The 23489-nt window shown below is 68.5% G+C and carries 26 protein-coding genes and 2 pseudogenes; 15 read left to right on the top strand and 13 right to left on the bottom strand.

Annotation, left to right across the window (positions count from 1 at the left end; genetic code table 11):
* Window positions 1-450: 450 nt before the first annotated feature.
* The 4 genes from ACGFMP_RS01780 to ACGFMP_RS01765 form a co-directional block, all read right to left on the bottom strand.
* Window positions 451-1335 carry a hypothetical protein gene (locus ACGFMP_RS01780; RefSeq protein WP_393669621.1) on the bottom strand — a complete coding sequence of 295 codons (885 nt, stop codon included), beginning with the start codon at window positions 1333-1335 and terminating at the stop codon, window positions 451-453.
* Window positions 1335-2612, bottom strand: coding sequence for a hypothetical protein (locus ACGFMP_RS01775; RefSeq protein ID WP_393669620.1), 1278 nt, complete (start codon window positions 2610-2612; stop codon window positions 1335-1337). Before ACGFMP_RS01775 ends, ACGFMP_RS01780 begins: the two co-directional genes overlap by 1 nt.
* Entirely contained in the window at window positions 2609-2983 is a 375-nt protein-coding gene (locus tag ACGFMP_RS01770; protein ID WP_393669619.1) for a WXG100 family type VII secretion target, read from the bottom strand. The genes ACGFMP_RS01775 and ACGFMP_RS01770 overlap by 4 nt, the downstream gene beginning before the upstream one ends.
* Window positions 2984-3754: 771 nt before the next feature.
* On the bottom strand, window positions 3755-4435 hold the full coding sequence (locus ACGFMP_RS01765; RefSeq protein ID WP_393669618.1) for a DUF429 domain-containing protein: 681 nt from the start codon (window positions 4433-4435) through the stop codon (window positions 3755-3757).
* A gap of 85 nt (window positions 4436-4520) precedes the next feature.
* On the opposite strand from ACGFMP_RS01765, the gene ACGFMP_RS01760 reads away from it, so the two are divergent.
* The 3 genes from ACGFMP_RS01760 (at window position 4521) to ACGFMP_RS01750 (ending at window position 5870) form a co-directional block, all read left to right on the top strand.
* A complete protein-coding gene (locus ACGFMP_RS01760; RefSeq protein ID WP_393669617.1) occupies window positions 4521-5033 on the top strand; it encodes a DUF4357 domain-containing protein in 513 nt (170 codons plus the stop codon).
* 148 nt (window positions 5034-5181) lie between these two features.
* Window positions 5182-5451 (top strand): CopG family transcriptional regulator, encoded by a 270-nt coding sequence (locus ACGFMP_RS01755; RefSeq protein ID WP_393669616.1) that lies wholly within the window; start codon window positions 5182-5184, stop codon window positions 5449-5451.
* Window positions 5448-5870 (top strand): PIN domain-containing protein, encoded by a 423-nt coding sequence (locus ACGFMP_RS01750; RefSeq protein WP_393669615.1) that lies wholly within the window; start codon window positions 5448-5450, stop codon window positions 5868-5870. Before ACGFMP_RS01755 ends, ACGFMP_RS01750 begins: the two co-directional genes overlap by 4 nt.
* A 433-nt stretch (window positions 5871-6303) precedes the next feature.
* Here ACGFMP_RS01750 and ACGFMP_RS01745 read toward each other — a convergent pair whose 3' ends face one another.
* From ACGFMP_RS01745 to ACGFMP_RS01735, 3 genes and pseudogenes are all read right to left on the bottom strand, one after another.
* On the bottom strand, window positions 6304-6498 hold the full coding sequence (locus ACGFMP_RS01745; RefSeq protein WP_393670339.1) for a hypothetical protein: 195 nt from the start codon (window positions 6496-6498) through the stop codon (window positions 6304-6306).
* 56 nt (window positions 6499-6554) lie between these two features.
* Window positions 6555-6866: pseudogene (locus tag ACGFMP_RS01740) on the bottom strand (DUF6000 family protein); the annotation flags it as partial.
* Between the two features lie 266 nt (window positions 6867-7132).
* A complete protein-coding gene (locus ACGFMP_RS01735; RefSeq protein ID WP_393669614.1) occupies window positions 7133-7669 on the bottom strand; it encodes an AAA family ATPase in 537 nt (178 codons plus the stop codon).
* Between the two features lie 114 nt (window positions 7670-7783).
* On the opposite strand from ACGFMP_RS01735, the gene ACGFMP_RS01730 reads away from it, so the two are divergent.
* Window positions 7784-8245 (top strand): prevent-host-death family protein, encoded by a 462-nt coding sequence (locus ACGFMP_RS01730; protein ID WP_393669613.1) that lies wholly within the window; start codon window positions 7784-7786, stop codon window positions 8243-8245.
* The gene (locus ACGFMP_RS01725; RefSeq protein WP_393669612.1) at window positions 8242-8598 is read left to right on the top strand and encodes a hypothetical protein; all 357 of its coding nucleotides are present in this window, start codon (window positions 8242-8244) and stop codon (window positions 8596-8598) included. The genes ACGFMP_RS01730 and ACGFMP_RS01725 overlap by 4 nt, the downstream gene beginning before the upstream one ends.
* Window positions 8599-9067: 469 nt before the next feature.
* Here ACGFMP_RS01725 and ACGFMP_RS01720 read toward each other — a convergent pair whose 3' ends face one another.
* Entirely contained in the window at window positions 9068-9964 is an 897-nt protein-coding gene (locus tag ACGFMP_RS01720; protein WP_393669611.1) for a hypothetical protein, read from the bottom strand.
* On the bottom strand, window positions 9964-10281 hold the full coding sequence (locus ACGFMP_RS01715; RefSeq protein ID WP_393670337.1) for a hypothetical protein: 318 nt from the start codon (window positions 10279-10281) through the stop codon (window positions 9964-9966). The genes ACGFMP_RS01720 and ACGFMP_RS01715 overlap by 1 nt, the downstream gene beginning before the upstream one ends.
* Here ACGFMP_RS01715 and ACGFMP_RS01710 point away from each other — a divergent pair.
* From ACGFMP_RS01710 to ACGFMP_RS01700, 3 genes and pseudogenes are all read left to right on the top strand, one after another.
* Window positions 10212-10580 carry a type II toxin-antitoxin system RelE/ParE family toxin gene (locus ACGFMP_RS01710; protein WP_393669610.1) on the top strand — a complete coding sequence of 123 codons (369 nt, stop codon included), beginning with the start codon at window positions 10212-10214 and terminating at the stop codon, window positions 10578-10580. The genes ACGFMP_RS01715 and ACGFMP_RS01710 overlap by 70 nt on opposite strands.
* Entirely contained in the window at window positions 10577-10909 is a 333-nt protein-coding gene (locus tag ACGFMP_RS01705) for a helix-turn-helix domain-containing protein (protein WP_393669609.1), read from the top strand. Before ACGFMP_RS01710 ends, ACGFMP_RS01705 begins: the two co-directional genes overlap by 4 nt.
* 691 nt (window positions 10910-11600) lie before the next feature.
* A pseudogene (locus ACGFMP_RS01700) lies at window positions 11601-11774 on the top strand (VapC toxin family PIN domain ribonuclease); the annotation flags it as partial.
* Between the two features lie 72 nt (window positions 11775-11846).
* Here the strand turns inward: ACGFMP_RS01700 and ACGFMP_RS01695 are convergent.
* Complete coding sequence (locus tag ACGFMP_RS01695) at window positions 11847-13067, bottom strand: PQQ-binding-like beta-propeller repeat protein (RefSeq protein ID WP_393669608.1); 1221 nt, start codon at window positions 13065-13067, stop codon at window positions 11847-11849.
* Window positions 13068-13298: 231 nt separating this feature from the next.
* Window positions 13299-15083, bottom strand: coding sequence for a transcription termination factor Rho (gene rho, locus ACGFMP_RS01690; RefSeq protein ID WP_393669607.1), 1785 nt, complete (start codon window positions 15081-15083; stop codon window positions 13299-13301).
* 332 nt (window positions 15084-15415) lie between these two features.
* Here rho and ACGFMP_RS01685 point away from each other — a divergent pair, with 332 nt between their 5' ends.
* Together ACGFMP_RS01685 and ACGFMP_RS01680 are read left to right on the top strand one after the other, a co-directional pair.
* Window positions 15416-15796, top strand: a complete 381-nt coding sequence (locus tag ACGFMP_RS01685) for a nuclear transport factor 2 family protein (RefSeq protein ID WP_393669606.1) — start codon at window positions 15416-15418, stop codon at window positions 15794-15796.
* A gap of 76 nt (window positions 15797-15872) precedes the next feature.
* Window positions 15873-16358 carry a DUF6578 domain-containing protein gene (locus ACGFMP_RS01680; protein WP_393669605.1) on the top strand — a complete coding sequence of 162 codons (486 nt, stop codon included), beginning with the start codon at window positions 15873-15875 and terminating at the stop codon, window positions 16356-16358.
* Between the two features lie 209 nt (window positions 16359-16567).
* Here the strand turns inward: ACGFMP_RS01680 and ACGFMP_RS01675 are convergent, their stop codons facing one another.
* The gene (locus tag ACGFMP_RS01675) at window positions 16568-17536 is read right to left on the bottom strand and encodes a serine/threonine-protein kinase (protein ID WP_393669604.1); all 969 of its coding nucleotides are present in this window, start codon (window positions 17534-17536) and stop codon (window positions 16568-16570) included.
* 85 nt (window positions 17537-17621) lie between these two features.
* Between ACGFMP_RS01675 and ACGFMP_RS01670 the strand changes: the two genes are divergently transcribed.
* From ACGFMP_RS01670 to ACGFMP_RS01655, 4 genes are all read left to right on the top strand, one after another.
* Complete coding sequence (locus ACGFMP_RS01670; RefSeq protein ID WP_393669603.1) at window positions 17622-18167, top strand: RNA polymerase sigma factor; 546 nt, start codon at window positions 17622-17624, stop codon at window positions 18165-18167.
* Between the two features lie 257 nt (window positions 18168-18424).
* Complete coding sequence (locus ACGFMP_RS01665; protein ID WP_393669602.1) at window positions 18425-18997, top strand: hypothetical protein; 573 nt, start codon at window positions 18425-18427, stop codon at window positions 18995-18997.
* A gap of 94 nt (window positions 18998-19091) precedes the next feature.
* Window positions 19092-19814, top strand: coding sequence for a hypothetical protein (locus ACGFMP_RS01660; RefSeq protein ID WP_393669601.1), 723 nt, complete (start codon window positions 19092-19094; stop codon window positions 19812-19814).
* Window positions 19815-19938: 124 nt separating this feature from the next.
* Entirely contained in the window at window positions 19939-20556 is a 618-nt protein-coding gene (locus tag ACGFMP_RS01655; protein ID WP_393669600.1) for a hypothetical protein, read from the top strand.
* 282 nt (window positions 20557-20838) lie between these two features.
* On the opposite strand, the gene ACGFMP_RS01650 is transcribed toward ACGFMP_RS01655, so the two are convergent.
* Entirely contained in the window at window positions 20839-21807 is a 969-nt protein-coding gene (locus tag ACGFMP_RS01650; RefSeq protein WP_393669599.1) for a helix-turn-helix domain-containing protein, read from the bottom strand.
* A 172-nt stretch (window positions 21808-21979) separates the two neighbouring features.
* Here ACGFMP_RS01650 and ACGFMP_RS01645 point away from each other — a divergent pair, with 172 nt between their 5' ends.
* Window positions 21980-23488 (top strand): DUF4246 domain-containing protein, encoded by a 1509-nt coding sequence (locus ACGFMP_RS01645; protein WP_393669598.1) that lies wholly within the window; start codon window positions 21980-21982, stop codon window positions 23486-23488.
* The last annotated feature ends 1 nt before the right edge of the window (window position 23489 follow it).

The following is a 23489-nucleotide window of genomic DNA, read 5'->3' as shown; positions in this document are numbered from 1 at the left end:
CGTCTATCGTTCCGCGACGTCGGAAGCGGTGTGGGTCGAACGTGGAATCTGCCTGCCTGGTTTGGCCAGCCACCAGCCGATGCTCTGGCTGCCGGGAGCACGTGGTGCGCTGGTCTCAGTCCCGTTCTCATTCGGCTGTGTCCGGGGCCGTCCAGCAACTGTTCGAGCACCGGTTCCGCTGCAGGTCAGGAAGCCCCTGCCTACTCATGTACGGCCTTGTGCGCAGTTGGAAAGCGTGTTGGGGGCAACCCCTCACGAGTTCGAATCTCGTATCCTCCGCCAGTGCCTCACCGGGCACGACGTCGAAGGGCCCCACCGCTCGCGGTGGGGCCCATCGACGTGCGTGGTCTCGACCTATGTGCGACTCACTCGCGTACCCGGGGCGCAAGCCGCTTTCCGTCCGCCTGTACGACGGCCACGGTTCTGCAGTCCCGGGTGGCGCCGTGGGCGTTACCAGGGGAGGGGGTCGGGGCGGCGGCGCCACCACCAGCCGACGTCATCCGTGCCGGGGACGTCCAGCTTTGGTCGGTTGTCGAGTTCCAGGTACCAGGCGGGATCGGGCACGGTCAGCTTGATGAACTGCCGGTCCACCGGGTCCACCGCAGCCTCCAGCAACTCTGCTTCCTGCCGCGGAAGCTGCTGCCGTACGACCTCCAACCCGTCCCGTGCCGTGAGGTTCTGCACGTAGAGATCCGCCGGATACCAGCCTGCAGGGGCCCAGCCGTCCGCCATGGTCCGCACAAGCTGTTCCCATGCCCCCAAGCGCGTCACGGCCGTCCAGTACGGGGAGCCGGATTGGTCGGTTCGCCCCGTCCCGAGAGCGTTCAGAGACGTGGCGAAGCCGTCGCTCACCGGGGTCGGTTTCCGCTGTTCATAAACGATCTCGGGAAGTCGGGTGACCTGGGCGTGCGGGAGGTCGGCAACGGGTGCCTCGACGGCATCGACCCTGTAACCGGGCTCCTCGTCGTCCGGGTCGAGCAGGCGGGCCCGGGTGACCGTACCGTCGGCCGCCGCGAGCCAGTGCGCGCTCGGCGGAAACTTCTCCGCCGGATAGAGGACCGATGCGCCGAGCACCCGCGCGAGCATTGCGGCGAGTTCCGGCTCACCGGGCTGCGGCTGAACGCTGTCCTGGGCGTAGATGTCCAGGGACGTTCGCACGTCGCCTCGCATGCCTTCCTTCCCGCAAAGCACCGGCGCGTTCCAGTTCCGCGTGTTCTGATCGGTGTCGTCATCGGCCACGTCGACGTCGTGGAGAGGGAGCCGGAAGCACTCGGCGAGTGCTTCGGCAATAGCTCTGTTGCTCAACGGCTCGGTGACGAGCAGATTGTAGGTCATCAGTACGTCCCCTCGTATATGGCCAGGGCTTTCTGGACAGCCTCTGGATTATTGGTGAAGCGTGGAGCCCTCGTAAGCTGCGGTGCGGCTTCGAGGTTCCCTTTGGCCTTGGCTATTTCCTTGAGGGCCGCGTACTCGTTCCGGTCGAGTTTGACGATGCCTGGACCGCTGTCGGGATAGACCGTACCGGTCGGTTCGACCCCGTAAGTGCGTCCGTTGATTTCATAGCGAGTGGACTTCTCATCGAATTTTGCCCGCCCGGCCGCGATGTCGGCGATGTCCTGATTCACTTGCTGCTGGTATCCGCGCAGGATCACGCTGTTATCGGCCTCGACCTCACCGGACGCCGCACCGGAAACGGTATGGCGTGCGTTGGGCGGCCGCAGTGATCTTCCTTTCGCGGGTCCGGGCACTGAGTCAGGTGTGGGCCAGGGGCCCCTGCCGGGGCCGGTTCCGCCCTCCCCGGTTCGCATCACCATCCCCAGGTCGTCGAGACCGGCCGCTGGGCCGCTGGGCAGGGCCAGGCCCGGTTGGAAGTCCGGCAGGTGGAGACTGTCGAGCAGGCCCCGCAGGCCCCCGTTCTGGGCAATAGCCTTGAAGGTGCCGCCGGCCGCGCCTAACCCGCCGCCGAAGACCGCCCCGTAGAGCGCGGCATCGTTCGCCTCGTCGAAGTTGAAGCCGCTGCTTTCGCCGGTGGCGATCGCGATGGGTTGGGTGACGGCGAGGTCGACGGTGACCGAGTCGATGCCGGCGATGGCGGCGGTCGCCAACGTGGTGCCGATGATCGCGGCCACCTCGGTGGAGACGGACACGCCCAGGGCGGCGGACAGGTCCACGACCTCGGCGGTGGCAGCCGCCGCGGCGGCTTCGGTGAGTCCTGCGGTGAAGAACGCGAGGGCGGTGCCGGCGACGATGGTGCCGCCGACGATCTCCAGCTTGTGCTCCAGCTGCTTGACCGCGCTGTGGACGCTGTCGGCGTACTGGTCGAGGGCTGTGGCCAGGTCGCGGGCGCCGTCGATCATGTCCTGGAGCCAGCCGCGGTTGCCGTAGTAGTAGCGGCGCCAGAAGGGGTCGTCGAAGGCGGATATCGCCTTGCCGGTGTTGTTCTCGATCAGTGTGCGGGCGGTGGTGTTCGCGGCGGCGGTGAGCGTCTCGACGTCGTCGGCGAAGGTCCGCCATGCGGTGGCCGCGTCCCGCAGGCCGCCTTCGTCGGCGTCCGGCCACCACATGCCGGTCAGCTTCATGACGATCTTCTTGGCCTCGTCGGCGACGCTCACTGCACGCCGCCCCCGGCGGTGTGCGGGGGAGGTTCCGGCTTCGGCCCGTTCCGGCTGAACATCAGCCGGATCAGCTCCTCGTTGCCCACATGACCGTCCGCCATGTCGACCATCGCGTCATGGATGCTGGCCAGGCCGAGCGCCAGGACCTCGGCCGCCATCGTCATGCTCGTCACGTTCGGCACGTACTGGTCCTCGAACTGCTTGCCCTGGTCGTCCCCGCCCCACGGCGAACCGGCCGCGGCAAGGCCCCCCTGGAGCTTGGCCAGGGCTGTCGCCAGGTCCGAGCTGTGCGTGAGGAACTGCGGTGCGCTCGTCTGCAGGTCGGCGAGCTTGATGTCGAGTATCTGGTCGTCGTCGGCGTTGCCCATACGTGATCCACCCCCATGGCTCAGCGATTTCCCCAGAGCACCAGCTGATCAACAGCTGTTGCCTCCTGTCACTTTGGTGGCGGTCGGGCGGATTCCGGACAGGAACCGCGACACGTGCAAAGGGAATGGCCTGAACAGCGGCATCGCTGGCTTGTGTTCAGCGACGTGCGGCCTGGCGCAGGGCTTGCGGACGGTAATGGCCGTCACATTTCCGCCTGCCCGTCGCCCAGGGCAGAGGCCGACCCGGCGCCCCCACGCCCTCGGTCTCAGTTCTGGTCGCATTCAGCCGCGTCCGGGTCCGTCCACCACCCGCCTGGGTGCTCGCTCGGCCGCAGGTCAGAACGTCTCTGCTCCCTCGTGTACGGCATCGTGACCCGTTGGAAAGCGTGTTGGGGGCAACCCCTCACGAGTGCGAATCTCGTATCCTCCGCCAGTGCCTCACCGGGCACGACGTCGAAGGGCTCCACCGCTCGCAGCGGGGGCCAACGACGTCTTCCGTTACCGTTTCCGTCTCACTCCGGGTCTGCGGAGCCTTGCGGCGGGTCCTCTTCCGCGGCGGTGTCCCCCTCCGAAGGTTCGCCCCACAGCGCGTTGCCGACTTGCTGTGCGACGTTCTTAAGCATGAGACCGGTGGCGTGCAGCTACCGGGCACGCATCCTCGCGGACCCGCCAGGCTCCCAGCTGATGATTGCGTTCGGCCGGACCAGCGAGGCCTTCGCCAACGAGCACGGCCGTCGTGCGGCGTACAGCTGCGGACAGGCCGACGAAGACTCAGTACCAGATGGCCACCGGGCGGCCCTCGGTGTCCCGTTCCGGAGTGGCCGGCAGGCATGCCGCGGCGCCAGTGGCGATGCGGTACGCGGACCAGGCCGCCGCGGCAGCATCGAGTACGTCGTCGGTGGGGACGGAGTCGGCCTCGCCGAGTTCGTCGCCGAGGTGAATACCGGCGGCGGCCAGGAGGGAGCGGCGTGCGGCCTGACCCCGCCAGGTCTTCTTGCCGTGGGTCAGGGAGGTGCCGCCGGCCATGGCCTGGAAGGAGATCTCGGGATGTACCTCATGGATACGGCCCGGATCCTCGGCCCAACACCTTTGCGCGGCAACGAGTTTGGGCGCGAGTCCCCACGCCTGCCGACTGAGCCCCTTGCCGTTGATGGACACGCACCGAGCACTGGCGGACGCGTAGTCGGTCTCGCTCCAGACAGCCCTCGGCGCGGTGAGGAACACGCTGCTCCGGCGAAGCCCGAGATACGCCCGGGCTTCGGTGTCCGCGGCACGCCACCCCGTCTCCAGCAGTCCGAGCGGCATGTCGACCGCGACGGTCGAGCAGTCCGGGGCCCGCGCAACCAGTGAGCCAAGGTCCACGTCGACCAGGCTGCCCCCGTACGCGCCGTCGACCAGCCTGACGCCGACCCAGCCCTGCTTGCCGCAGGCATCAATCCCCAGGACGTTCATCGACCCCTGCCTCAAGACCACCACCACGGGTAACCATCAGCGTTCACCATGCCTGACCCTCCTGGACAACGGAGCGGCCACCCGGTTGCCCTACCTGAGCGAACCCGACCAGGACGATATGGAGAGCTACCCCGAGAACGGGCTGACGCTCCTCCCCTTGGTCGGAGTCATGCAGTTCGCAATCCTGGAAGCGCCGTCCGCAAGCCCGGCAACCGCTGTTGCGGTCGCTCCCGTGGAAGGAACGGCCCACACCCTGCACACCGTACTCACGGAGGCGACGGGCAGGGACGACTCCCAGGGCTTCATCGTCCTGGAGGGGGCACTTGGGAGGCGGGAGAGGAAGGTGATGACGGCCGCCTACGAGAGGCTGCGCCAGAGCCTGATACACGACGGCACCCTCGTTGAGCATGGAGCAGATCAACTCAGGCTGACCAGGACGTACGTGTTCGACAGTCCTTCCAGCGCGGCGAGTGTCCTGGCGGGGGGAAGCAAGAACGGTCGGGACGAATGGAAGGACGTCCACGGTCGTTCCTTGAAGGAGAACCAGGAACGAGCCGCCGAGACTGAGGTCCATCGGCCGGCGGACGACACCGAGTGATCTGCACCGCACTCGGCGCAGACCCGAAACGCCCTCACGACGCCTTCACGACGTGCCGCGGGACATCGAACGGACCGTTGATGGGCGGCGTGCGTGTCGGGACGAACCCATGTGGCAGGCCCGAAGCACCAGGAGTATGGTGCTTTGTATGGCGAGTAAGAAAGTAACGGTGACGATTCCCGAGGATCTCCTTGACGAGATCCGGGCGGAGGCGGCTGAGCGCGGCCTGTCGGCGTACGTTGCCGAGGCACTGCGGGTCAAGCGCGACCGGGACCGGCTGGTGGAACTCGTCGGCTGGCTGGAGGAAGAGCACGGCCCGGTCACCGAGGACGAACATATGACGGCCCTCGACGAGCTGAACAGCCTCGACGCCGAGCACGAGCGTCGTCGGACCAGCAGTGTCGGAGACGCCGCGTGAAGAAGCGAGGCGGCGAGCACGGGCCTCCGCTCCGGGTCTTCGTGCTCGATTGCGAAGCCTTGTCCCTGGCCGTACGCGGTGACCGGAAGATGATCGCCTGGCTCGACCTCGCGGCCCGGGGGGAAGCCGAGGTGGTGACATCCCCGATGACGTTGGTCGAGGCGTACGACGGTCGGATGACCGAGCAGCGCTGGGACTGGGTGCTCTCCCGCCTCAAGGTCGCCGACATCGGAAAGGACGAAGCCCGACAGGCCCGCCGGCTCCTGGCCGATGCCAAGTTGCACGGTCACAAGTACGCGATCGATGCGGTACTCGCCGTTGTCGCGCGTCGACAGCAGGGCCGGGTCACCGTCTTCACCTCGGATGTCGACGACCTGGAGAAGCTAGTTCCGGATACGGTCGTCGTCAAGAAGGTATGACACTGTCGTCCGGTCTCAGTTCTGGTCTCATTCAGCTGTGTCCAGCGGCGTCCGCCACCCGCCCGGACATTGAGTTCGTCCCCGGTCAGCACGTATCTGCCTCCATACGTACGGCATCGTGACCCGTTGGAAAGCGTGTTGGGGGCAACCCCTCACGAGTGCGAATCTCGTATCCTCCGCCAGTGCCTCACCGGGCACGAGTCGTCTCGTCCCAGTCTCAACGGGTCCTGCTGCCGGGCTCCGAGGTGTCCTCGCCCCGTCCTTCGACACCTCCCGGATGAGACCAGCGACGCGCATCGGGAGATGAGGGCGTCGGCCAGAGCCGGCAGTCCTCTGAAGATCGGACGTGGGGCACGCCGGAAACCCTCGGCACCCGCCTACGGTCAGATGTCGTCTGCCGACCATCGGCCCCTTATGGGAACGGGGGCTGCCATCACCCCCGCCATCCGGAGGAGTAGACCCCGTCCCGTACGAACCGCTCTCGGGTATCGGGTTTGCCGCCTTCCACGAGCAGCACGAACTGCTCGAACTCGTGCCGCCTCTTCTCCAGGTCCTGCTCTCCTGGGCCGGCCCACCGTTCCCAGAGGCCTTCCGTGCTGAGGAATTCCTGCGCCCACTCGGTGCCCACTTGGTGCCCAGCCGGTCGTCCAGATGGAGCAGCGCGGCCAGCGACCAGACCTGTCCGTCGGCCTCGGTTCCGGGGGTGAGCGCCTTACGCAGGTAGGCCGTGAGCAGTTGGGCGTCTTGTTCACCACCGAGGCATGCCAGAGCCAGAGCGAGATCTGCCGAGTCGGCGCGTGAATCGGCGTAGAGGAATCGGGCCAATTGGTCGCGCAGATCGGTGCGGCGCCCGGCCGCGATGAGCCAGAAGGCCGTGGTGGCCTCCCGCCACCCCATGCTCAGCAGCTCCTCCAACTCGCGGGTGCTGATCCTGCGTGCGTCCCGTTGCAGGCGGCATTGGAAGGCACGTTGCCTCGAAGGGGGCAGCAAAAGCACTGACCCGGTGGACGCGTAGCGGTATCGGCCACCCGCCTTGACGTACTTCCGGCGCAGCCTGATCTCCTTTCTCCGGCGCCGATCCCGGGTGAGCAACTGCTCAGCGAGGTCCCGCCATGAGTACCCGATCCGCGCGAGGAGGCTCCACACCCCGCAGGATTCCAGCTTCGGGCGCCTGGCGGCACCAGATGCGACCGGATCGGTGCGGTCAGGCGTGCCCGACTGTCACGCGCAGTCCCCTCCATCGGTGTTCGGCGAACGGTGATTCAGCGGTCCCTTTCGGCTGAGCCTGCCAGACCGGAGTCGAGCAGGATGCGGTCGATGGATTGCGGCAGGCTGCTGTCGTGGCCGATGACCGTCTCGACGCGGCCGGGCAGAAGATCCATCTCCCGGTACCAGACGCGCATCTCGGCCTCGCCGTACTCGTCCGCCTGCGGCTTGCCGGCGTGCCTGGTGAGGGTTTCCGCGAAGGGGACGTGCAGGTAGTAGGCATACGTCGCGCCTCGGTGATCGGTCATGAGGCGGGCGAGCATCTCGCCGTAGTGGTCGGCGTACAGGATGCCCTCGATGATGACGTGGTATCCGGCATCCAGCGCGTAGCGGGCGACGGCGCTGATCAGGCCGATGTTCGCTGCGCCCGGTCGGTCGCGCTCGCGCAGGACGGTCCGGCGCAGGTTGTCCTGGCCGACCACGGCCAGACCTCGGCCGAACCTTGCACGGAGTCCGGCCGCCACGGACGACTTCCCCGACGCGCTGTTGCCGCGGAGCACGACCAGGACGGTCTCCTCCGTGCCCACTGCCATGGGGGTCACGGTACCGGGGACCCCGGTGCTCGTCGACGCCGTCCGCCGGGCCGCAAGGTGCGCAGCCCACACCCCGCCTTGACTTCGGAACGTATTCCGAAGTAAGCTCAATCCATGTCCATTCTGACCGTTTCGTTCTCCGACCTGTCGAAGAACTCCAAGCGTGTCGCCGACACCGTCGAGCGTGCCCAGCGGGTCCATGTGACGCGTCGCGACGGCGAGGATCTGTACCTCACCACCGAGCGCCATGACCGTCAGCGCGAGGAGACCGCCGACGTCACCGCTCGGCTGTTCGCGGCCCTGATCAGCAGCGACGAAGGCGCCCGCGCGATTCTGATGGCCCTGCCCGAGGTCTTCCCGTGGACGCGGCACCTGTCGACGGAGGAGGTTCGCGAGTTCGTCGTCGACCTGGTGAACGCGACCCATGACGCCGCGGAACTGGACGTGCACACCAATCTGCACCGGGTCATCGTCGAATGGCGTGCCACCGCCCGGATCCTCGCGGATCCCGAACTGACGGCGCAGCTGACGGCTCCGCTTCCGGACGAGGACCACGGCGAGGTACCTGCTCCATGAGCCCCAAGCGCGGCGACGACGTCCCGCCACCGCCGATCGGCAACGAATGGCGCCTCCGATTCGCCACGAACGACGCAGCCAAAGGCTGGGGCGACCTGTGCTCCGAGGCTCCGGGTAACACCCGGCGCTGCTACGAAGCGCTGCGCGCCGACCCGGCCTCCATAAAGGACCCCGACCGCCAACACAGACTCCGCGGACGACTGGGCACCGCCACCCTCGGTGGCACGGAATACCCGCAATGGGAGTACGAGGTCACCGCCGGCGGCCGCGTCCGTTACCTCATCGACCAACCACGCCGGACCGTGCACCTCGTCTACGCCTCCACCCGCCACCCCAAGGACACCGACAGCTGAAACCGTCGCATCACACGCAGGTGAACAGGATTCGACCCGATAGGCGATGCCCGGCGCGCGCCGAACGGGACATCTCATGGACGGCAGTGCGCTTCGGCCGCTGACCAGAGGAATCTGCGAAGTCCGGTCTCACTTCCGGTCTCATTCGTGCCCGTTCATCGGCGTCCGCCAGCCTCTCGCCCCACCGCTCCATTGCAGGTCAGAACACCTGGAGCCATCCGCGAACTCTAAGGCGACCCGTTGGAAAGCGTGTTGGGGGCAACCCCTCACGAGTTCGGATCTCGTATCCTCCGCCAGTGCCTCACCGGGCACGACGTTGTTGGCCCCCGCTGCTTGCAGCGGGGGCCATCGACGTTCGTGGTCTCGCCCTGTGTGGTTCTGCAGCCCACCGGTGACCGGGGCGCAAGCCGTTGTCCGTCCACCTCTACGACGGCTACGGGCCTCTGCCGTGTCGGGTGGCGCCGTGGGGCTACCAGGGGAGGGGGTCGGGGCGGCGGGTCCACCACCAGGCCGCGTCGTGCGGGACGGGGACGTCCAGTCCCTGGGTCCTGAGGTCCAGGTACCAGGCGGGATCGGGGACGGTCAGCTTGATGAACTCCCGGTCCACCAGGTCCACCGCGGCCTCCAGCAACTCCGCCGGCTGATCGGTGAGCTGCTGCCGCAGGGCCTCCAAGTCGTCCCGTGTCGTGAGGTTTTGCACGTAGAGGTCTGCTGGGTACCAACCCGCGGGATCCCAACCGTCCGCCATCGTCCGCACGAGCTTTTCCCATGCCCCCAAGTTCGTCGCCGCCGTCCAGTACGGGGAGCCGATGTCGTCCGTACGCCCCGTTCCCAGGGCGTCCAGAGACGTGTCGAACCGGTCGCTGATCGGAGTCGGCTTCCGCTGTTCTCGCACGATTTCGGGAAGTCGGGTGACCTGGGCGTTCGGTAGGTCGGCAACAGGGGCCTCGACGGCATCGACCTTGTAGCCGGCCGTTTCGTCGTCCGGGTCCTCGCCCGGGTCGAGCAGCCGGGCACGGGTGACCGTACCGTCAGCCGCCGCGACACTGGGGACGCCCTGTAGAAACTCCTCCGCCGGGTAGAGGACCGAGTGACCGAGCACCCGCGCGAGCGCGGCTGCGAGTTCCGGCTCACTCGGCTGCGGCTGAACACTGTCCCTGACGTAGATGTCCAGGGACGTCCGCACATCGCCCCGGAGGGTTTCCGTCCCACAGAGCACCATCGCGTCCCAGTGCCGCGTGTTCTGGTCGGTTTTCTCGTCGGCCACGTCGACATCGCTCACGGGGACCCCGAAGCACTCGGCCAGTGCTTCGGCAACGACTCCGTTGCTCAGGGGCTCGGTGACGAGCAGGTTGTAGTCAGTCATCAGTACGTCCCATCATAAACTGCCCGGGCTTTCAGGATGGCGTCCGGGTTGTTGATGAAGCGCGGATCTTTCACAAATGCCTGCACGGATTCAGCATTTCCTTTGGCTTTGGATATTTGCTGGAGTGCTGCGTATTCGTTGCGGTCGAGTTCGGCGAGACCTGTACCGCTGCAGGGAAATACTCTACCCGTCTCTTTCGCCCTGTAGGTGCGTCCGTTGATTTCATAGAGATTGGCCTTCGCATGAAATGTTGCCCTCCCGGCCGCGATGTCGGCGATGTCCTGATTCACTTGCTGCTCGTAGCCGCGCAAGATCACCGTGTTTTCCGCGTCTGCTCGACGCGCCCCCCACCCTCTCCGAGCCCTACGCCCGGCACTTGGGCGACGGGTTACGGGAACTGCGATTCAGCCTCGGCCACGACGGCAACCCCGTCCGTCTGACCTATTGGCTCGCTCCCGAGCGTCGGATCGTGCTGCTGACCGTGTTCCGCAAGTCACGGATGCGGGAGGATGCGGAAGTGGATCGGGCCAAGCAGGCCAGGAAGGCGTGCGAAGCCGAGCGCCACAGCGCGCACGACGAGTTCTCTCGCCACGTCACGAAAGGAGAAGGCGCGTGAACCACGCCCAGTGGAAGCTCGCCCGCGAGCGGAAGGCCGCGGAAGGCTACGTCGAACCTCCCGAAGTCGAGGCGACGCGCACGGAGATCCGTATGGCCTTCGACCTCGGGCAAGCGGTGTACGACCGCCGGACCGAGCTCGGAATCTCGCAGACCGAACTGGCCCGACGAGCCCGCATGACGCAGCCCCAGGTGTCCAAGCTCGAACTCGGTGGCACCGTCCCTACCCTTCCCCTGCTCGCCCGGCTGGCCGGCGCCCTCGACGCGTCGCTCAACATCGCCCTCGACGGTGACACCTCCTCTGTCGCCTTCATCCCCCACGCGGCGTGAGGGCCGCTGCTCTCACTTCTGGTCTCATTCAGCTCCGTCCGACGGCGTTCGGAACCCGGACCACCACCTGATTCATTCCAGGTCACGACCAGCTCTGACTCGTGGCGCACGGCCTCGTGACCCGTTGGAAAGCGTGTTGGGGGCAACCCCTCACGAGTGCGAATCTCGTATCCTCCGCCAGTGCCTCACCGGGCACGACGTCGTAGGGCCCCCCACCGTTCGCGGTGATGCTCCTTCGACGCTTTGTGCACCCGTGGGTGTGGGCTTGCGGCTCGGGCCGGCGGGCTCGCCCTTCGGTGGATTCGGGCGCAGGGCCAGGTCCTGCCGGACCGTACGCAAGGTGCGAACTACTCCGGCCGCCTCCTCCAGGAGCTTTCGGACCTGGAGGAGGAGCAGTCGGACCAGCAGCACGGCAGTGGTGATCCCCGCCAGGGAAGCGAGCCAGTACACGTCGTACCTCCTCGCTGCCCATGGCCGATGACGTGCGCCCCCTGTCTGCCGCACCTCCCTCAGGCTCCCGGCTTCGAGGTCAGGAGTCAGCAGGGGAGCCGGGCATTTTCTGATCTTGCCGGAAGGACTCGGCTGGACTCATGCCCTATGCATCCGTGTATGTATGTATAAGGTGCGTCATTGCTATCAGGGGGGGTTGTCATGAGTCGAACGGTGATCGACCTCGACGATGAGCTGCTAGGAACTGCTGACCCGCAAAGGGCAGTACCGCAGCGCCGGCGCGGTGGACCTGGTGGTTGCAGCGACGGCGGAGCTCCAAGGTCTGACCCTGCTCCGTCGTGACCGGGATTTCGACTGCATCGCCGCCGTCACTGGTCAGCCTCTCCAGTGGTACGGCCCTGATCCTGGGAAATAGTCTGACAGCGCGAAACGGTCCGCCCTCCGGGGTTCCCCAGGGGCGCCGGAGACTGCCGGCCGTACGGGGCTGTCAGCCTTTGCGCACGGGACGCAAGGTCACCAGGTCGTTGCCGTCGCAGTAGGTGAGCGACCCGCCGTAGCTGTGGTCGGGCAGGAATGCCTGGCAGTCCGATGTGCCCTGCCAGAGGGTTTTGCCCTCGTAGTCCAGCAGGAACAGGCGGCTGCCGTCCTGCCAGAAGTTTTTGGTGACGGACCGCGCCGCGGGGCTCAGCCCGTGGGGGCGGACCAGTCGGCCGGCGTCTGCGTTCAGGAGCCGATCCGGGCGGCCGGGCGCGCGGATGATCTCGTTCATGGTGCCGTAGGTGACCAGGTACTCACCCGGGGCCAGTCGCCGGGAGGTCCCCAGGGTGCCGAAGTAGGGACTGACGACGAGGGCGCCTTTCGCATCCGGCAGGACCATCTGGAAGCCGACGAGCAGAGGCAGAGTGCGGTTCCAGCGGCATCCGGTGCGCGCGTCGCGCGGGGCCTGAGGCTGGTCCCAGACGAAGCTGTACCGCCAGCCGTGGTCGCCGTCGCCGGATTCCACCCCGCCGGCGAGGACGGTGGCGCGGCAGCTGCCCTTGGCCGGTGCGGTGACCATGATGACCCGGTCGTTGTCCTGGATGATGCGATCGACAGTGCCGTCGGGCGGCCGCAGCGCCGTCTGCCAGTGAAGGCCGCCGTCGCTCGGGTCGACAGCGCCGACACGGTCGGGGGTGACCAGATACGGCATGCAGTGGTCCGCACTTGGGCTGCCGGCACCGGCGAGCGCGTCGGTCTGGCAGACGACCCCTGTCGCCCCGGACACCGTACGCGTCCACTGGAGTACACCAGACCCGGTGTCCCAGCCGTCCAGGCGGCAGGACCCGGTGTGGCAGACCGCCGTCATCACCACGGAGCTGCTCTCCGACATGAAGACCTGACTGCCGGTCGGCACTGTCTGACGCCAGGTCAGGAGCCCCCGCTCCGGGTCGAGCCCGGCGATCGCGCTCGGCCCCGGGTGGCCGTCCCTGCCGCCGACCAGCACCACCCGGCGACCACTGATGAGCACGGAGTGCGCACCGCCGGGCTGGTGCGAGGTCAACGCGAACTCGGCCGGCAGTGCCAGCCGCCAGCCCGCGCTCTCCGCGCCGTGCAGGCGGACCACCGTGCGGCCCTCGCCGAGCAGCCCGACCGCGGGGACGTTCAGCGCCCAAGTGCCGTCGGGGCCCGGCCGCACCGGCAGTGGAACACGCGAGGCCTCCTCGGGCACCGTCTTCCCATCGCCGAACGCCGGCGGATGCGGGGCGAAACAGCCCGCCGCCAGCAGCCCCATCGATACGGCCAGTAGCGCTCGCCACCACCGATGTCTCATCGCGCCCCCCCGGCTCCGCCCACACGGTAGAACGCCCGCAATTCCGTACACCACCGTCCCGCCTTCTTCGTGATGACCTCGTAGCCACGAGGGAGGACCGGAAAGCGCCGTTCGACTGGACCTACTTGTTCAGTCGCCGTGCCGGCGAGAGCTGGCCTTGCTGAATTCCAGGAGCAGTTCGAGGTTCGTCGGCGCCTGCGCCAACCTCTCCCGGAAGACATCCATCGCCTGGTCGGTGTCCCAGCCGGACAGCCAGTGCCGCAGGCTCCGGGCGATAGCCGTCTGTTCCGGCGAGTCGAGGAGCTCTTCCCTGCGGGTACCGCTCGCTTTGATGTCGATCACGGGGAGAGCGTCCGTGTGGGCGGGGCGGCGGGCGATCCTGAGTTCCATGGTGGCGAGGCCCCTGAACTCCTCGGCGATCGTTTCGTTCATGCGCGAGCCCGTCCCCTCCATCGCGGTCGCCACGATGGTGAGCGAGCCGCCGTCCTCGATGTTGCGGGCGGAGGTGAACAGGCGCTTCGCGGGGTGGAGGGCCAGCGGGTCAAGCCCGCCTGGCAGGAGACGTCCGGACGCGGGCACGCACAGGTTGTAGGCACGGACGAGGGAGGTGAGGGAGTCGAGGAGCACCACGGCGTCGTGGCCCATCTCGGCAAGGCGTTTGGCACGTTCGACAGCCAACTCCGCAGCGCCGAGGTGGTCCTCGGCAGGACGATCGGAGGTCGTGGTGATGAGTTCGCCTCTCATCGTCCGCTGCATCTCGGTGATTCGCTCCGGAGGCTGGTCCACGAGGAGCACCATCAGGTGGCATTCGGGGTTGTTCTGGTGGACCGCCTCGGCGACGGTGTGCAGGATCGTGATCCTGCCGGCCTTCGGCGGGGCGGCAACGAGGCCGCGCTGGCCTTTGCCGATGGGGGCCACCAGGTCGATCATCCGGCCCATCATCGCTTCCCGCCTCGTCTCCAGGAACAGCCGTTCCTGGGGGGCTATCGGAGTGAGGTCGTCGAATGCCGGGCGTCCGCCGTCGGGTGACGGAGGTGTGCCGTTGACGAGATCGAGCTGTGCCAGCGCGTTGTACCGGTCGCGCTGCCTGCGGTGCGGATCGATCCGGATGGCGCCGACGACCGCATCACCCTTTCGCAGACGGTATTTGCGGGTCTGGGCAAGCGACACGTAGACGTCCTTCGGACCCGGCAGGTAGCCCGAAGTGCGGATGAACGCGTAGTTGTCGAGGACGTCGAGAATTCCGGCGACCGGCACCAGGACGCTACCGTCGTCATCATCAGTGCCCGGCTCCTGCGCCGAATCGGCGCGGGCTCGAGAACGGTGCCTGCGTCCGCGGGTCTCGCTCCCTTCCCGCTGCCGGCGAGGCCGGCCCTCGCCGCTCTCCGGCGAGTCCTCCTCCCACTCGCCAGCGCCGGCGGTCGGATCGGTCGAGTCCGTCGCGTCGGGTGCCTCGGCGGGTGTGGCAGCGTCCGGCGCAACAGGGCTGGGGGACTGCTGCCGGGCTGGCTGCGGCCCTCGCAGCAGTCGGCGGACCGCGTGGGCCGCCTCAGCGGCACCCGCCTCGCGAAGGAGCAGCTCCATCGTGTCCAGCGCCCGCCGGATCCCCGCGTCGGTGAACGGTTCGTTGTGGGCCCAGCGGTTGCGCGTGTCACGCAACTCACCGGCATAAGCCCGGGCCACGACAGGCAGTTTGCCGTCGAAAACGTGCCACTGCACCACCAGGACCCTCAGTAGCAGTGCGGGGTCACTCAGCGATATCTGGTGTGCACGCCCGTAGCGCTGAACGTCGCGCGCCCGCAGATCGGCCAGCCAATCCCCTGTCGGGTGGACGGCACGCATCCGCTCGTCGACGAACGGCCCCAGCCCTTCGGCCAGCGCGGCGAAACCCCTGCCGATCAGTTCCCGGTCCACGACATTTCCCTCCCCCGGAGCAACGCTGACAACTATGGCTCCAGGGGCAATCCCGCGTGCGCCTTGTCGACAACCTGGTTCTCAGGCACCGGCTTGGCGGCCGAAGTGTGAGAGCCATGGCCTCGGTCCTGGTCTTCTTCACGCCTGTTCACCCGTGTCCGTGAACCTCTGGCTCGACCGTTCTGTCGCAGGTCAGGACACCAGGATTCGCCGCCGGACTCCAAGGCGGGCAGCGGGAAAGCGTTATGGTGTGGGGCCGGTCGGTCATCGGCGCGGCGTGTGCCGTCGTGATCGGCTGAAGATCCGCGGGCTGGCAGGGCAGGGAGGATCGGATGGGGACGGACCAGGTGGATCTTGAGGCCGCTCTTCACGATGCCGAGCAGAGGCTGCAGGCCGCTGTTCGATCGGGTGATGTGCAGGCGTTGGACCTGCTCCTTGACGACCGTGTCGTCTACACGGGACCTGACGGCAGCACCGTGACGAAGGAGGAGGACCTGGGAGCGCACAGGTCCAGGACCCTGGCCGTCGAGGTCTTCGACCAGCAGGACCTGCACGTGACCGTGGTGGGCTCCACCGGGATCACCCGTGTACTGGCGGGACTTGAGGGCACCGCTGGAGGCCATCCGTTCACGGCGCGCCTCCGCTACACCCGCACCTGGATACACGCTGACGGCACCTGGCGCGTCCTTGCCGCCCACGCCAGCGCCGTCTAGAACCGCCGGCCCGGCCGACGGTATCGGCGGCTCCACGGGCTGCGGGGCGCGACCGTATGTCGCTCACAATGGACGCATGGACTTGCTGCCCGTGTTCGTGGCCGACTGGGAGATGGAGTGCTGCGGCAAGCCGTTCGCTCTGGGGACGGAAGTCAGCTGGCACCTGGAATTCCTCTACGAGGACGAGTTCGCGGCTCCCGCCGAGGCCCTGCTGCCGGTGGACTCCGTCGTGACCATGGCGGCGACGGCCTCGGTCGCCGACCCCGGGCAGACCGACGGACTGCGGGGCGGGCTGTTCGCCACCTGGCACAGGAGTGACCCTCCCGCACGACCGCTGACCGGTACCGTCCGCCGGATACGCCTCGTACGCCAGCACGTCGTGCGGGAGGACCGCGTGGTGACGGTCATACCCGGCAGGTCCCGGCTCACCGAACTCAGCGCCAGCCGCGACTCTTTCGCCACCGGCTCCATGCTCACCCGGGAGGACTCCTGGTCGGAGACCGGCCTCCTCGTCGACCTCGCCATGAACCTCGATGACGTCATCGCATCCGTCTCCAGCTGACGGAATCACGGAGACCATGGAGTACGCGCTCGCGCGAACCGCCGGCCGGAGTCGGCGAACCCGTCCGGGACACGCGTGGCGGTCAGCCGACGTAAAGCCCTTGGTGGTGAGCCGGACGGTGCCAGGGCAGCGTGACGTCGTAGGAAGTGCTTCCGGCGGACTCCGCCGAGGTGGGCACGACCCCGCGGAGGACCGGCTCCCTGCCGGGGTCAGCGGTACAGCCAGCTCAGCAGGGTCGTCGCCGTGAACACCGCACCCGACGCCAGGCAGACCGCGCGCAGGGTCAGCCGCCCGGGGCGTTCCTGGGACTGGAGCCGGGCCTGGGACTGGTCCTCAAAGGGCTGGTCCTCGGGCTGTGACTGGGCCTGGGCCCGCGGGGCCGGCGCCAGCAGCGCGTCCGCGAAGGCCTGTGCGGTCGGCGGCCGGTCCGCCGGCTCGACGGACATGGCCTTCCGCAGCAACAGGGCCACCCCCGGTGGCAGTTGCCGGCTCGCAGGCAGCGCGGGCAGCGTCGACGCGTCCGGCTGGTCCGTCATCAGTGCCGTGGCGCGCCCGCCAGGGCCGAACGGTTTCTGCCCCGTCAGCAGTTCGTAGGCCACGACGGCCAGCGCGTACACGTCGGCCCTCCCGTCGAACCCCCCGGTCTGGAAGGCCTGTTCCGGCGCCATGTAGGCAGGGGTGCCCGTGGTCACCGTCAGCCCGGACGCGTCGGCCATCTGCTTCGCGCTGCCCAGATCCGCCACCAGCACCGCGGCGGGCGCGGAGTCGGTGGCGAGCAGCAGGTTGGACGGCTTGACGTCGCGGTGCACCACGCCGGCCTCGTGCAGGACCTGGACCGCGTAGCCCGCCTCCGCGGCCAGCCGCAGCGCCTCCTGCAGGCCGCACCGCCCGACCCGGTCCGCCAGGGTGCCGCCGCGCACGTAGTCCATGACGAAGTAGGGCCGGTCGTCCTGCACCCCGACGTCGTGCACCCGGACCACCCGCGGGCTGGCGATCCGTCGCAGCAGCCGCGCCTCGGCGAGGAACCGCTCGCGCACATCTGCGTTGGCGGCCCAGTTCTCGGCCAGCACCTTCACCGCGACCTCGGTGTCGAGCTCCGGGTCGTAGGCCTTCCAGACCGTCGCGAAGGAGCCTGCTCCGAGCCGGTCCAGGAGGAGGTGACGGCCGAGCTTGCGCATGTGGCAGCATTCTGCCGGAATCGCCGGGGGTGGGAAACTCACGTTCGACGAGCGGGATGCGACAGGGACAGGACGGGGGCTCCGGGTGTTCGAGGAAGGCGAGCTGGAAAGGCTCGTGGCGGCTGCCCAGGCGGGGGACCCGGGGTCGATGGACTACCTGCTGGCCAGGCTGCGGCCGGTGGTGCTGCGCCGCTGCTCCCGCTTCCTGCCGCACCACGCCGACGCCGAGGAGGCCGCGCAGGACGCGCTGCTCTCCATCAGCACGCACCTGGGCGAGTACGGGGGCCGCGGCTCCTTCCTGGGGTGGGTGACGGTGATCGCGTCCAACGCCGCCCGGTCCACCTACCGTTCGATGCGACGGCGTGCCGAGGACAGCCACGCCGACCTGCCCGAGTCAGTGGACCCGAGGAGCACCAGCGTCATAGCCGGGACCCGGCTCGACCTGATGGAGGCGCTCACCGCGTTGGAGCAGCAGCACCCCACCCTGGTGGAGGCCTTCGTACTGCGCGACCTGGGCGACCTGACCTACGTCCAGGTGGCCGAGGAACTGGACGCCCCGCTGGGCACCGTCAAGGACCGTATCCACCAGGCGCGGCGCTTCATGCGACTGCGGCTGGCCGGCGGTCGGTGAACGGCGGTCCCGCGGCGGGGGGCGGCCCTGCCGCCGTCCGGCCCCGAACCGCCGTCGCCGCCTTGCTGGCGGCCGCCGCGTGCGGCCTGGCGGCCGGCCGTTTCGTCCTGCCACCGCCCCCCGGCACCGCGCACCCGGCAGCGCGGTCGACGCCTGCGACCAAGGAAGCTTCCGCCCTCGCGACGCCTGGTGCGTCCGCCCCGGCGCCCGCGCCCTCGGCCTCCGGCTCCGCCCCGCCGAAGGCCGCCACCGGGCCGGTGACGACGGCCGACCTGCTCGACCCCGCGGCGTTCGGCGCGGTCGGCATCACGGCGCGGATCCACACCAGGGACCGCTTCGGTGACGGCGCGTACGCCAACTCGGCCTGCACCGGTGAGAAGACGCTCACCCAGACGCTGGGCGGGCCCGGTGCCCACTTCCGGGGACTGATGACCGGCACCCACACCGACCCGGACGACCCCACCATGGCCCTGGACCGCGCCGACCAGGTCGCACGCGAGGTCGCCGCCGACGCCAGGAGCCCCGCCCTGGCGCAGAACTTCAGCGAGCGCCTGCTGCTCGAGGAGGTGCCCTGCCAGGACGAACCTCCCGGCCACTGGGTCTACGGCAGGACCACGACGCTGGAGCCCGCCCCCGGCCTCAGCGCGAGCTGGATGGGCACCTACCAGGGATCCCTCAACACCACCGGAGCGGCGCCCGAGGGCAAGGAGCCCTGCGGCGGCATCGCCGTACTGCGCAGCGGCAACCACTACGGGGTGCTGGAAGTCGACGCCTGCCTGGGTACGGCCGCGATGTCGAGCATCGTCAGGACCGCTCTGTCACAGCTGTGAAACAGCCGGTCAGGGCTCCAACTTTTCCCCTCTCCCGCGTCATCTCCCCGGCTGTACGAGGACGCAGCAGGCGTCCCGACCAGAGGGGGACCACATGACCGAGAACCAGGCCGTCCAGCAGAAGTCCGTTCACCGCAACCATTTCGTCGCCGCGGCCTGCCTCACCGCCGCACTGATCACGGTCGGCGTCGTGGGCACCCAGTCGGCCACCGCGGACGGGGCCGGGCACAGCACCGCGCACCGCACCGCTGCCCACCCTGTCACCGCCATGCCGGTCGCGGTCGGGGCCGCGGTGGCCGCGCCCGGACTCGGCTCCGCCGCCCTCGTCCAGAGCGAGGACTTCTTCCAGCAGGGCCTCGGCCCGGTCGGCGCGACGGTGTCGCTGGCCGGGGGCCAGGGGCTCTCGGCGTGCTCGGGCGAGGAGACGATGCGTGACCTGACCAAGGGCAAGGCCACCGCGTACGCGTCGGTGACCTGGACCTTCGACACTGATGGCCTGCTGACCGAGTCGGCCGCGAGTGCTCCCACCGGCAATTCGGCGAGCACCTACGAGAAGCAGCTCGAAGCGCTGGTGCAGGACTGCCAGGACGAGCCGGCCGGGCACTGGCACTACGGTGCGGCCCACACCCTCACCGTCAACGGCGGTACGGGGCACTGGTACCCGTCCTACAGCGGCGACGGCATCGTCACCGGCGGTGTCGCGGTCCTTCGCAGCGGCACCAGGGTTGCTGTCGTCGAGCTCACCGGCCAGCCCACAGACGCTCCGGGCTACGTCGAAGGCATCGCCACCGCAGCCCTGAACCGCCTCCCCGCCTGACACGGCAGTCCCGCCCCGCCCGCGGTCGGTGCCCGTGGACGACCGGGCTCGCGATCGCGGGAGGTCCGGCCGGGGCGGGGCAAAAGCGCTGTGTCCGCGTGCAGCGGTCGGCGAGACTGTGGCCATGGATGGCCCGAATTTCACGGCACCGCCGCCCGGTCCTGAACCGCCCGCTGTGGACGCTTTCCTCTCCGCCGTCGATCACGCCATGAACAGCAACACCCTGCTCCTCACGGCGGTCTGCGAGGTGCCCGTCACAGCGGGAAACCGGCAGGACGTCCTCCACGCCTTCCTGCGCAGTGCCCTGTTCGAGCAGCTCATGCGCGCCGCCGACCGTTGCCGCGGGTGGTACAACCTGGCGGACGATGACGATGACCGGCCCTGCGAACGGCCGCTCCTGCGGGCCGGTTTCCGTGCCACGACGAGCCCGCTCGGCGAAGCCGGCTTCCTGGCGCGGCTCCACTGGATGCTCTGCGAGGCGTTCAGCCCCTACGCCCACCACTACCCGGCGAAGGAGGCCGAGCCACTGGTCCGCGCCTTTGCCAGGGAACTGCTGGGCGCGCACGGACCGGCGTGGTCCTTCGCCACTGTCAGCCCGGACTTCCTGCGTTCCAGCTTCTACCACAGCGGAGAGGAGGAGCCGCTGCGGCCGGTGTACTTCGACGGAAGCGACAGCGACACCGCTACGTTCGTTCACCGGGACCGCACCTTCCACCTGCTCCTGACGAACGGCTCTCCGTGAGGGCAGCGGCGGACCTGGTGCTCGTCGAGGCCCGCCAGGTCCGCCAGGCCCGCCCGGCCCGCCCGGGTCGTGGGCGGGGCCATCGCCCGGGGCCGAGCTCCAGGAGGTAGCGGGCGAGCAGCGCGGACAGTGCGGCGGCTGCTCTGGCCTTCGGGCTGCCGCACATCAGGGCGACGGTCTCGGCTGCCGCGGCCAGGGTGAGGAGGAGGCCTCCCGGCGCTCCATGAGGCCTTTCGCCCGGGGCCGGTCGCTCCGTGTCCGGGCTTGCCTCCGGGGCGGCGCTCACGATGTCGGTCGGCCGCAGGACGACTGGCGGTGGTCTTTGGGCGAGACGCCGAACATCTGCCGGAAGTCGCGCGCGAACTGGTCCGACCGGCAATAGCCGACAGCCGACATGATGTCACCGATGGGAGCGCTCGCCAGCGCGGGATCCTCCAGCCTGCGGCGGGCTTCCTGAAGGCGCAGATCCTTGAGGAACCGCATCGGCGTGAGCTCGACGTCCTGGAACAACGAGTAAAGGTGTCGGGGGGACAGGTTCGCCGCTTTGGCGATCTCCTCCGGGCCGAGCGCCGGATCGCCGAGACGTCGACGAATGATTCCGTCGATGTGAGTCCGTTGCAGCAACCGGCTTGTGCGCCGGGTGATTCCGGCCGGCTCACCGAGTCTCTGCCGAATCAGTCCGACCACGCATTCGTACAGCACCTCGGCCAGGGCCGGGACCTCGAGGGCGGCCGGTTCGGTCAGCCCGATCAGGAACTGCGCGAGCACACTGCGCCCAGGTGCGTTCTTGGGGGTGACGCTGCCGACGAGCGGACGAACGGCAGCGTAGTCGACGGGCACCAGGGCTCGTGGGAACGTCAGCATGATCGTCCGGATGAGGCCGGTCGGGTTCATCGTCTCCCAGGGCTGCGAACTGTCGTAGAGCGCGATGTCCCGGGCGCGTAAGTCCGCGATGTGCCCCGCATGCTTCACCCGTATCCCGGGGGTGAGAGCGATGACCACCCGGTAGCATTCGGGATCGCTGACGCGGATCAGGCGCTCGCTGCGCCGCACGGAGATCTCGCGGTCCGCGGCGAAGGTGTGGCTCTCGATTTCGAATTCACTGATTTCCGCGACCGACATCACCGCGAGCAGTTTCCCCGGCTGGCGCCCATGGACGGTGACCGGTGCCAGTTCGGCGGCAGACCCCGCGCGATAGTATTCGTAACGGTCGAGCGGGTGCACTGTTGCGGTGTCGTACAGCGTGTCCATCGCCTCTGCCTTTCTCGCCGGCCTCGGGAATCATTGTGGGCCGACGTGCCCGCCGCGGAGTTGGCTGTGGGCGCACAGGGGGCCCGGCAGCGCAGGGGCCGCGCCGCGCCGCCGTCCACCGGGTTGAAGTAGCGTTCCCGTCACCGCACGACGACCCGGAGGACGAGAAGAATTGACCGGTCTGCCTGCTTTCCCGCTGCCTTTCCACGCTTCCCGCTCCCTGTCGTTCGCGGCGCCTCGAACGCTGCGGGAGTTGCAGATGATGCGGTGCAGCGCCCATATACGGGCGAAGCCGAGGTGGTTCGACAAGATGAAGGACGCCGGGATCGTCGCCAGGTGGACGCGGGAAGCGGTCGGCCAGGGCCTCACGCAGGCGCAGGTTCGCTACGTGCTTGCCGAACTCGCCTACTACGCCGCGCTGCGGGACGAACGAACCGGCATCGAGGTGTCGGCGGTCGACGGCGTGTGGCAGTCGGACACGCTCGTCGACGACACGCTCGGAGCGCGGCTGCGCGAGGCGGTCCGGGCTCTGGAAGAGGTCCCGGAGGCGGAGAGGGACTGGCATCCCGGATCCGGGGGCCAAGTGCTGGATCTTGTGCATCCCTCACTGTTCTGCCTGGTCGCAGGGGTGAGCGGCGAGTTCGAGCGGGCTTGGCGGAACCCGACGGACCGCTTCTCGAAGCACGAGTTCTCGGAGAGGTTCCAGTGGCTGCCCACGGACGTCGACGTCAGTGACGACGGCGATGCCGTCTTCCGCTCGTACATCAACAACGTCCACCCCGTGACGCATCGCGAGCTGGGCCTGGTCCTGGCGGACGTGTTCGCGCGCCTGCGCCCGCTGTGGGAGAGGGTGCTCACCGACCTGTCCCATCCGCGGCCGCTTCGCATCGAGGCCGATCCTTACGGGTGGTACGGCTCGGAGCCGGAGTACCCGGACGAGTCCGCCTACAGCGACGCCGAAGCCTACGCGGCGGCCTGCCAGGCATATGTCCAGGCCCGGGACGACTGGTGGGAGAACCGCCGCCCGGTCATCCCGGACGCCCCGGTCTTCACCCCGCCGGAATCCCCCGACGAGTCCGTCCGGGTCGACCTGCGCGGCCGCCGTCTCCAGGTCATCGTCAAGCTCGCCACCATCCATCTCACGCCGGACAAGCCCGAGTACCCCGGTGGTTCCTGGCATGTCGAGGGGATGATGAACGAACGGATCGTCTCGACCGGCATCCACTACTGGGACAGCGAGAACATCACCGAGAGCACGCTGGGTTTCCGGGCGGCACTCGACGACCCGGACTACGAACAGAACGACGACGACGGTCTGCGTGAGGTCTACGGCCTGGAGGACGAGGACGCGCTGAACCAGCTCCTGGGGTCGGCATCGACCCCGGCGGGCCGCTGCCTGGCGTTCCCGAACATCCTTCAGCACCGCGTCGGTTCCTTCCGCCTCGCGGACCCCACCCGGCCGGGACATCGCAAGATCCTCGCGTTCTTCCTGGTCGACCCGTCGGCAACCCTCGTCTCGACCTCCGATGTGCCACCGCAGCAGCCCTGGTCCGAGACCTCGACCATGACGCTGGAGCAGGCCAGGGAGTACCGCGAACAGCTGATGCGGGAGCGGAAGTTCTTCGTCGACGAACACAACGAGCAGCTCTATGAGCGGGAGTTCTCCCTCTGCGAGCACTGAG

This window comes from Streptomyces sp. NPDC049040 (assembly GCF_043197715.1).
Taxonomy (GTDB): Bacteria; Actinomycetota; Actinomycetes; order Streptomycetales; family Streptomycetaceae; genus Actinacidiphila.
The sequence above is the reverse complement of the archived record's forward strand: the minus strand, read 5'-3'. Positions and strand labels throughout refer to the sequence as shown.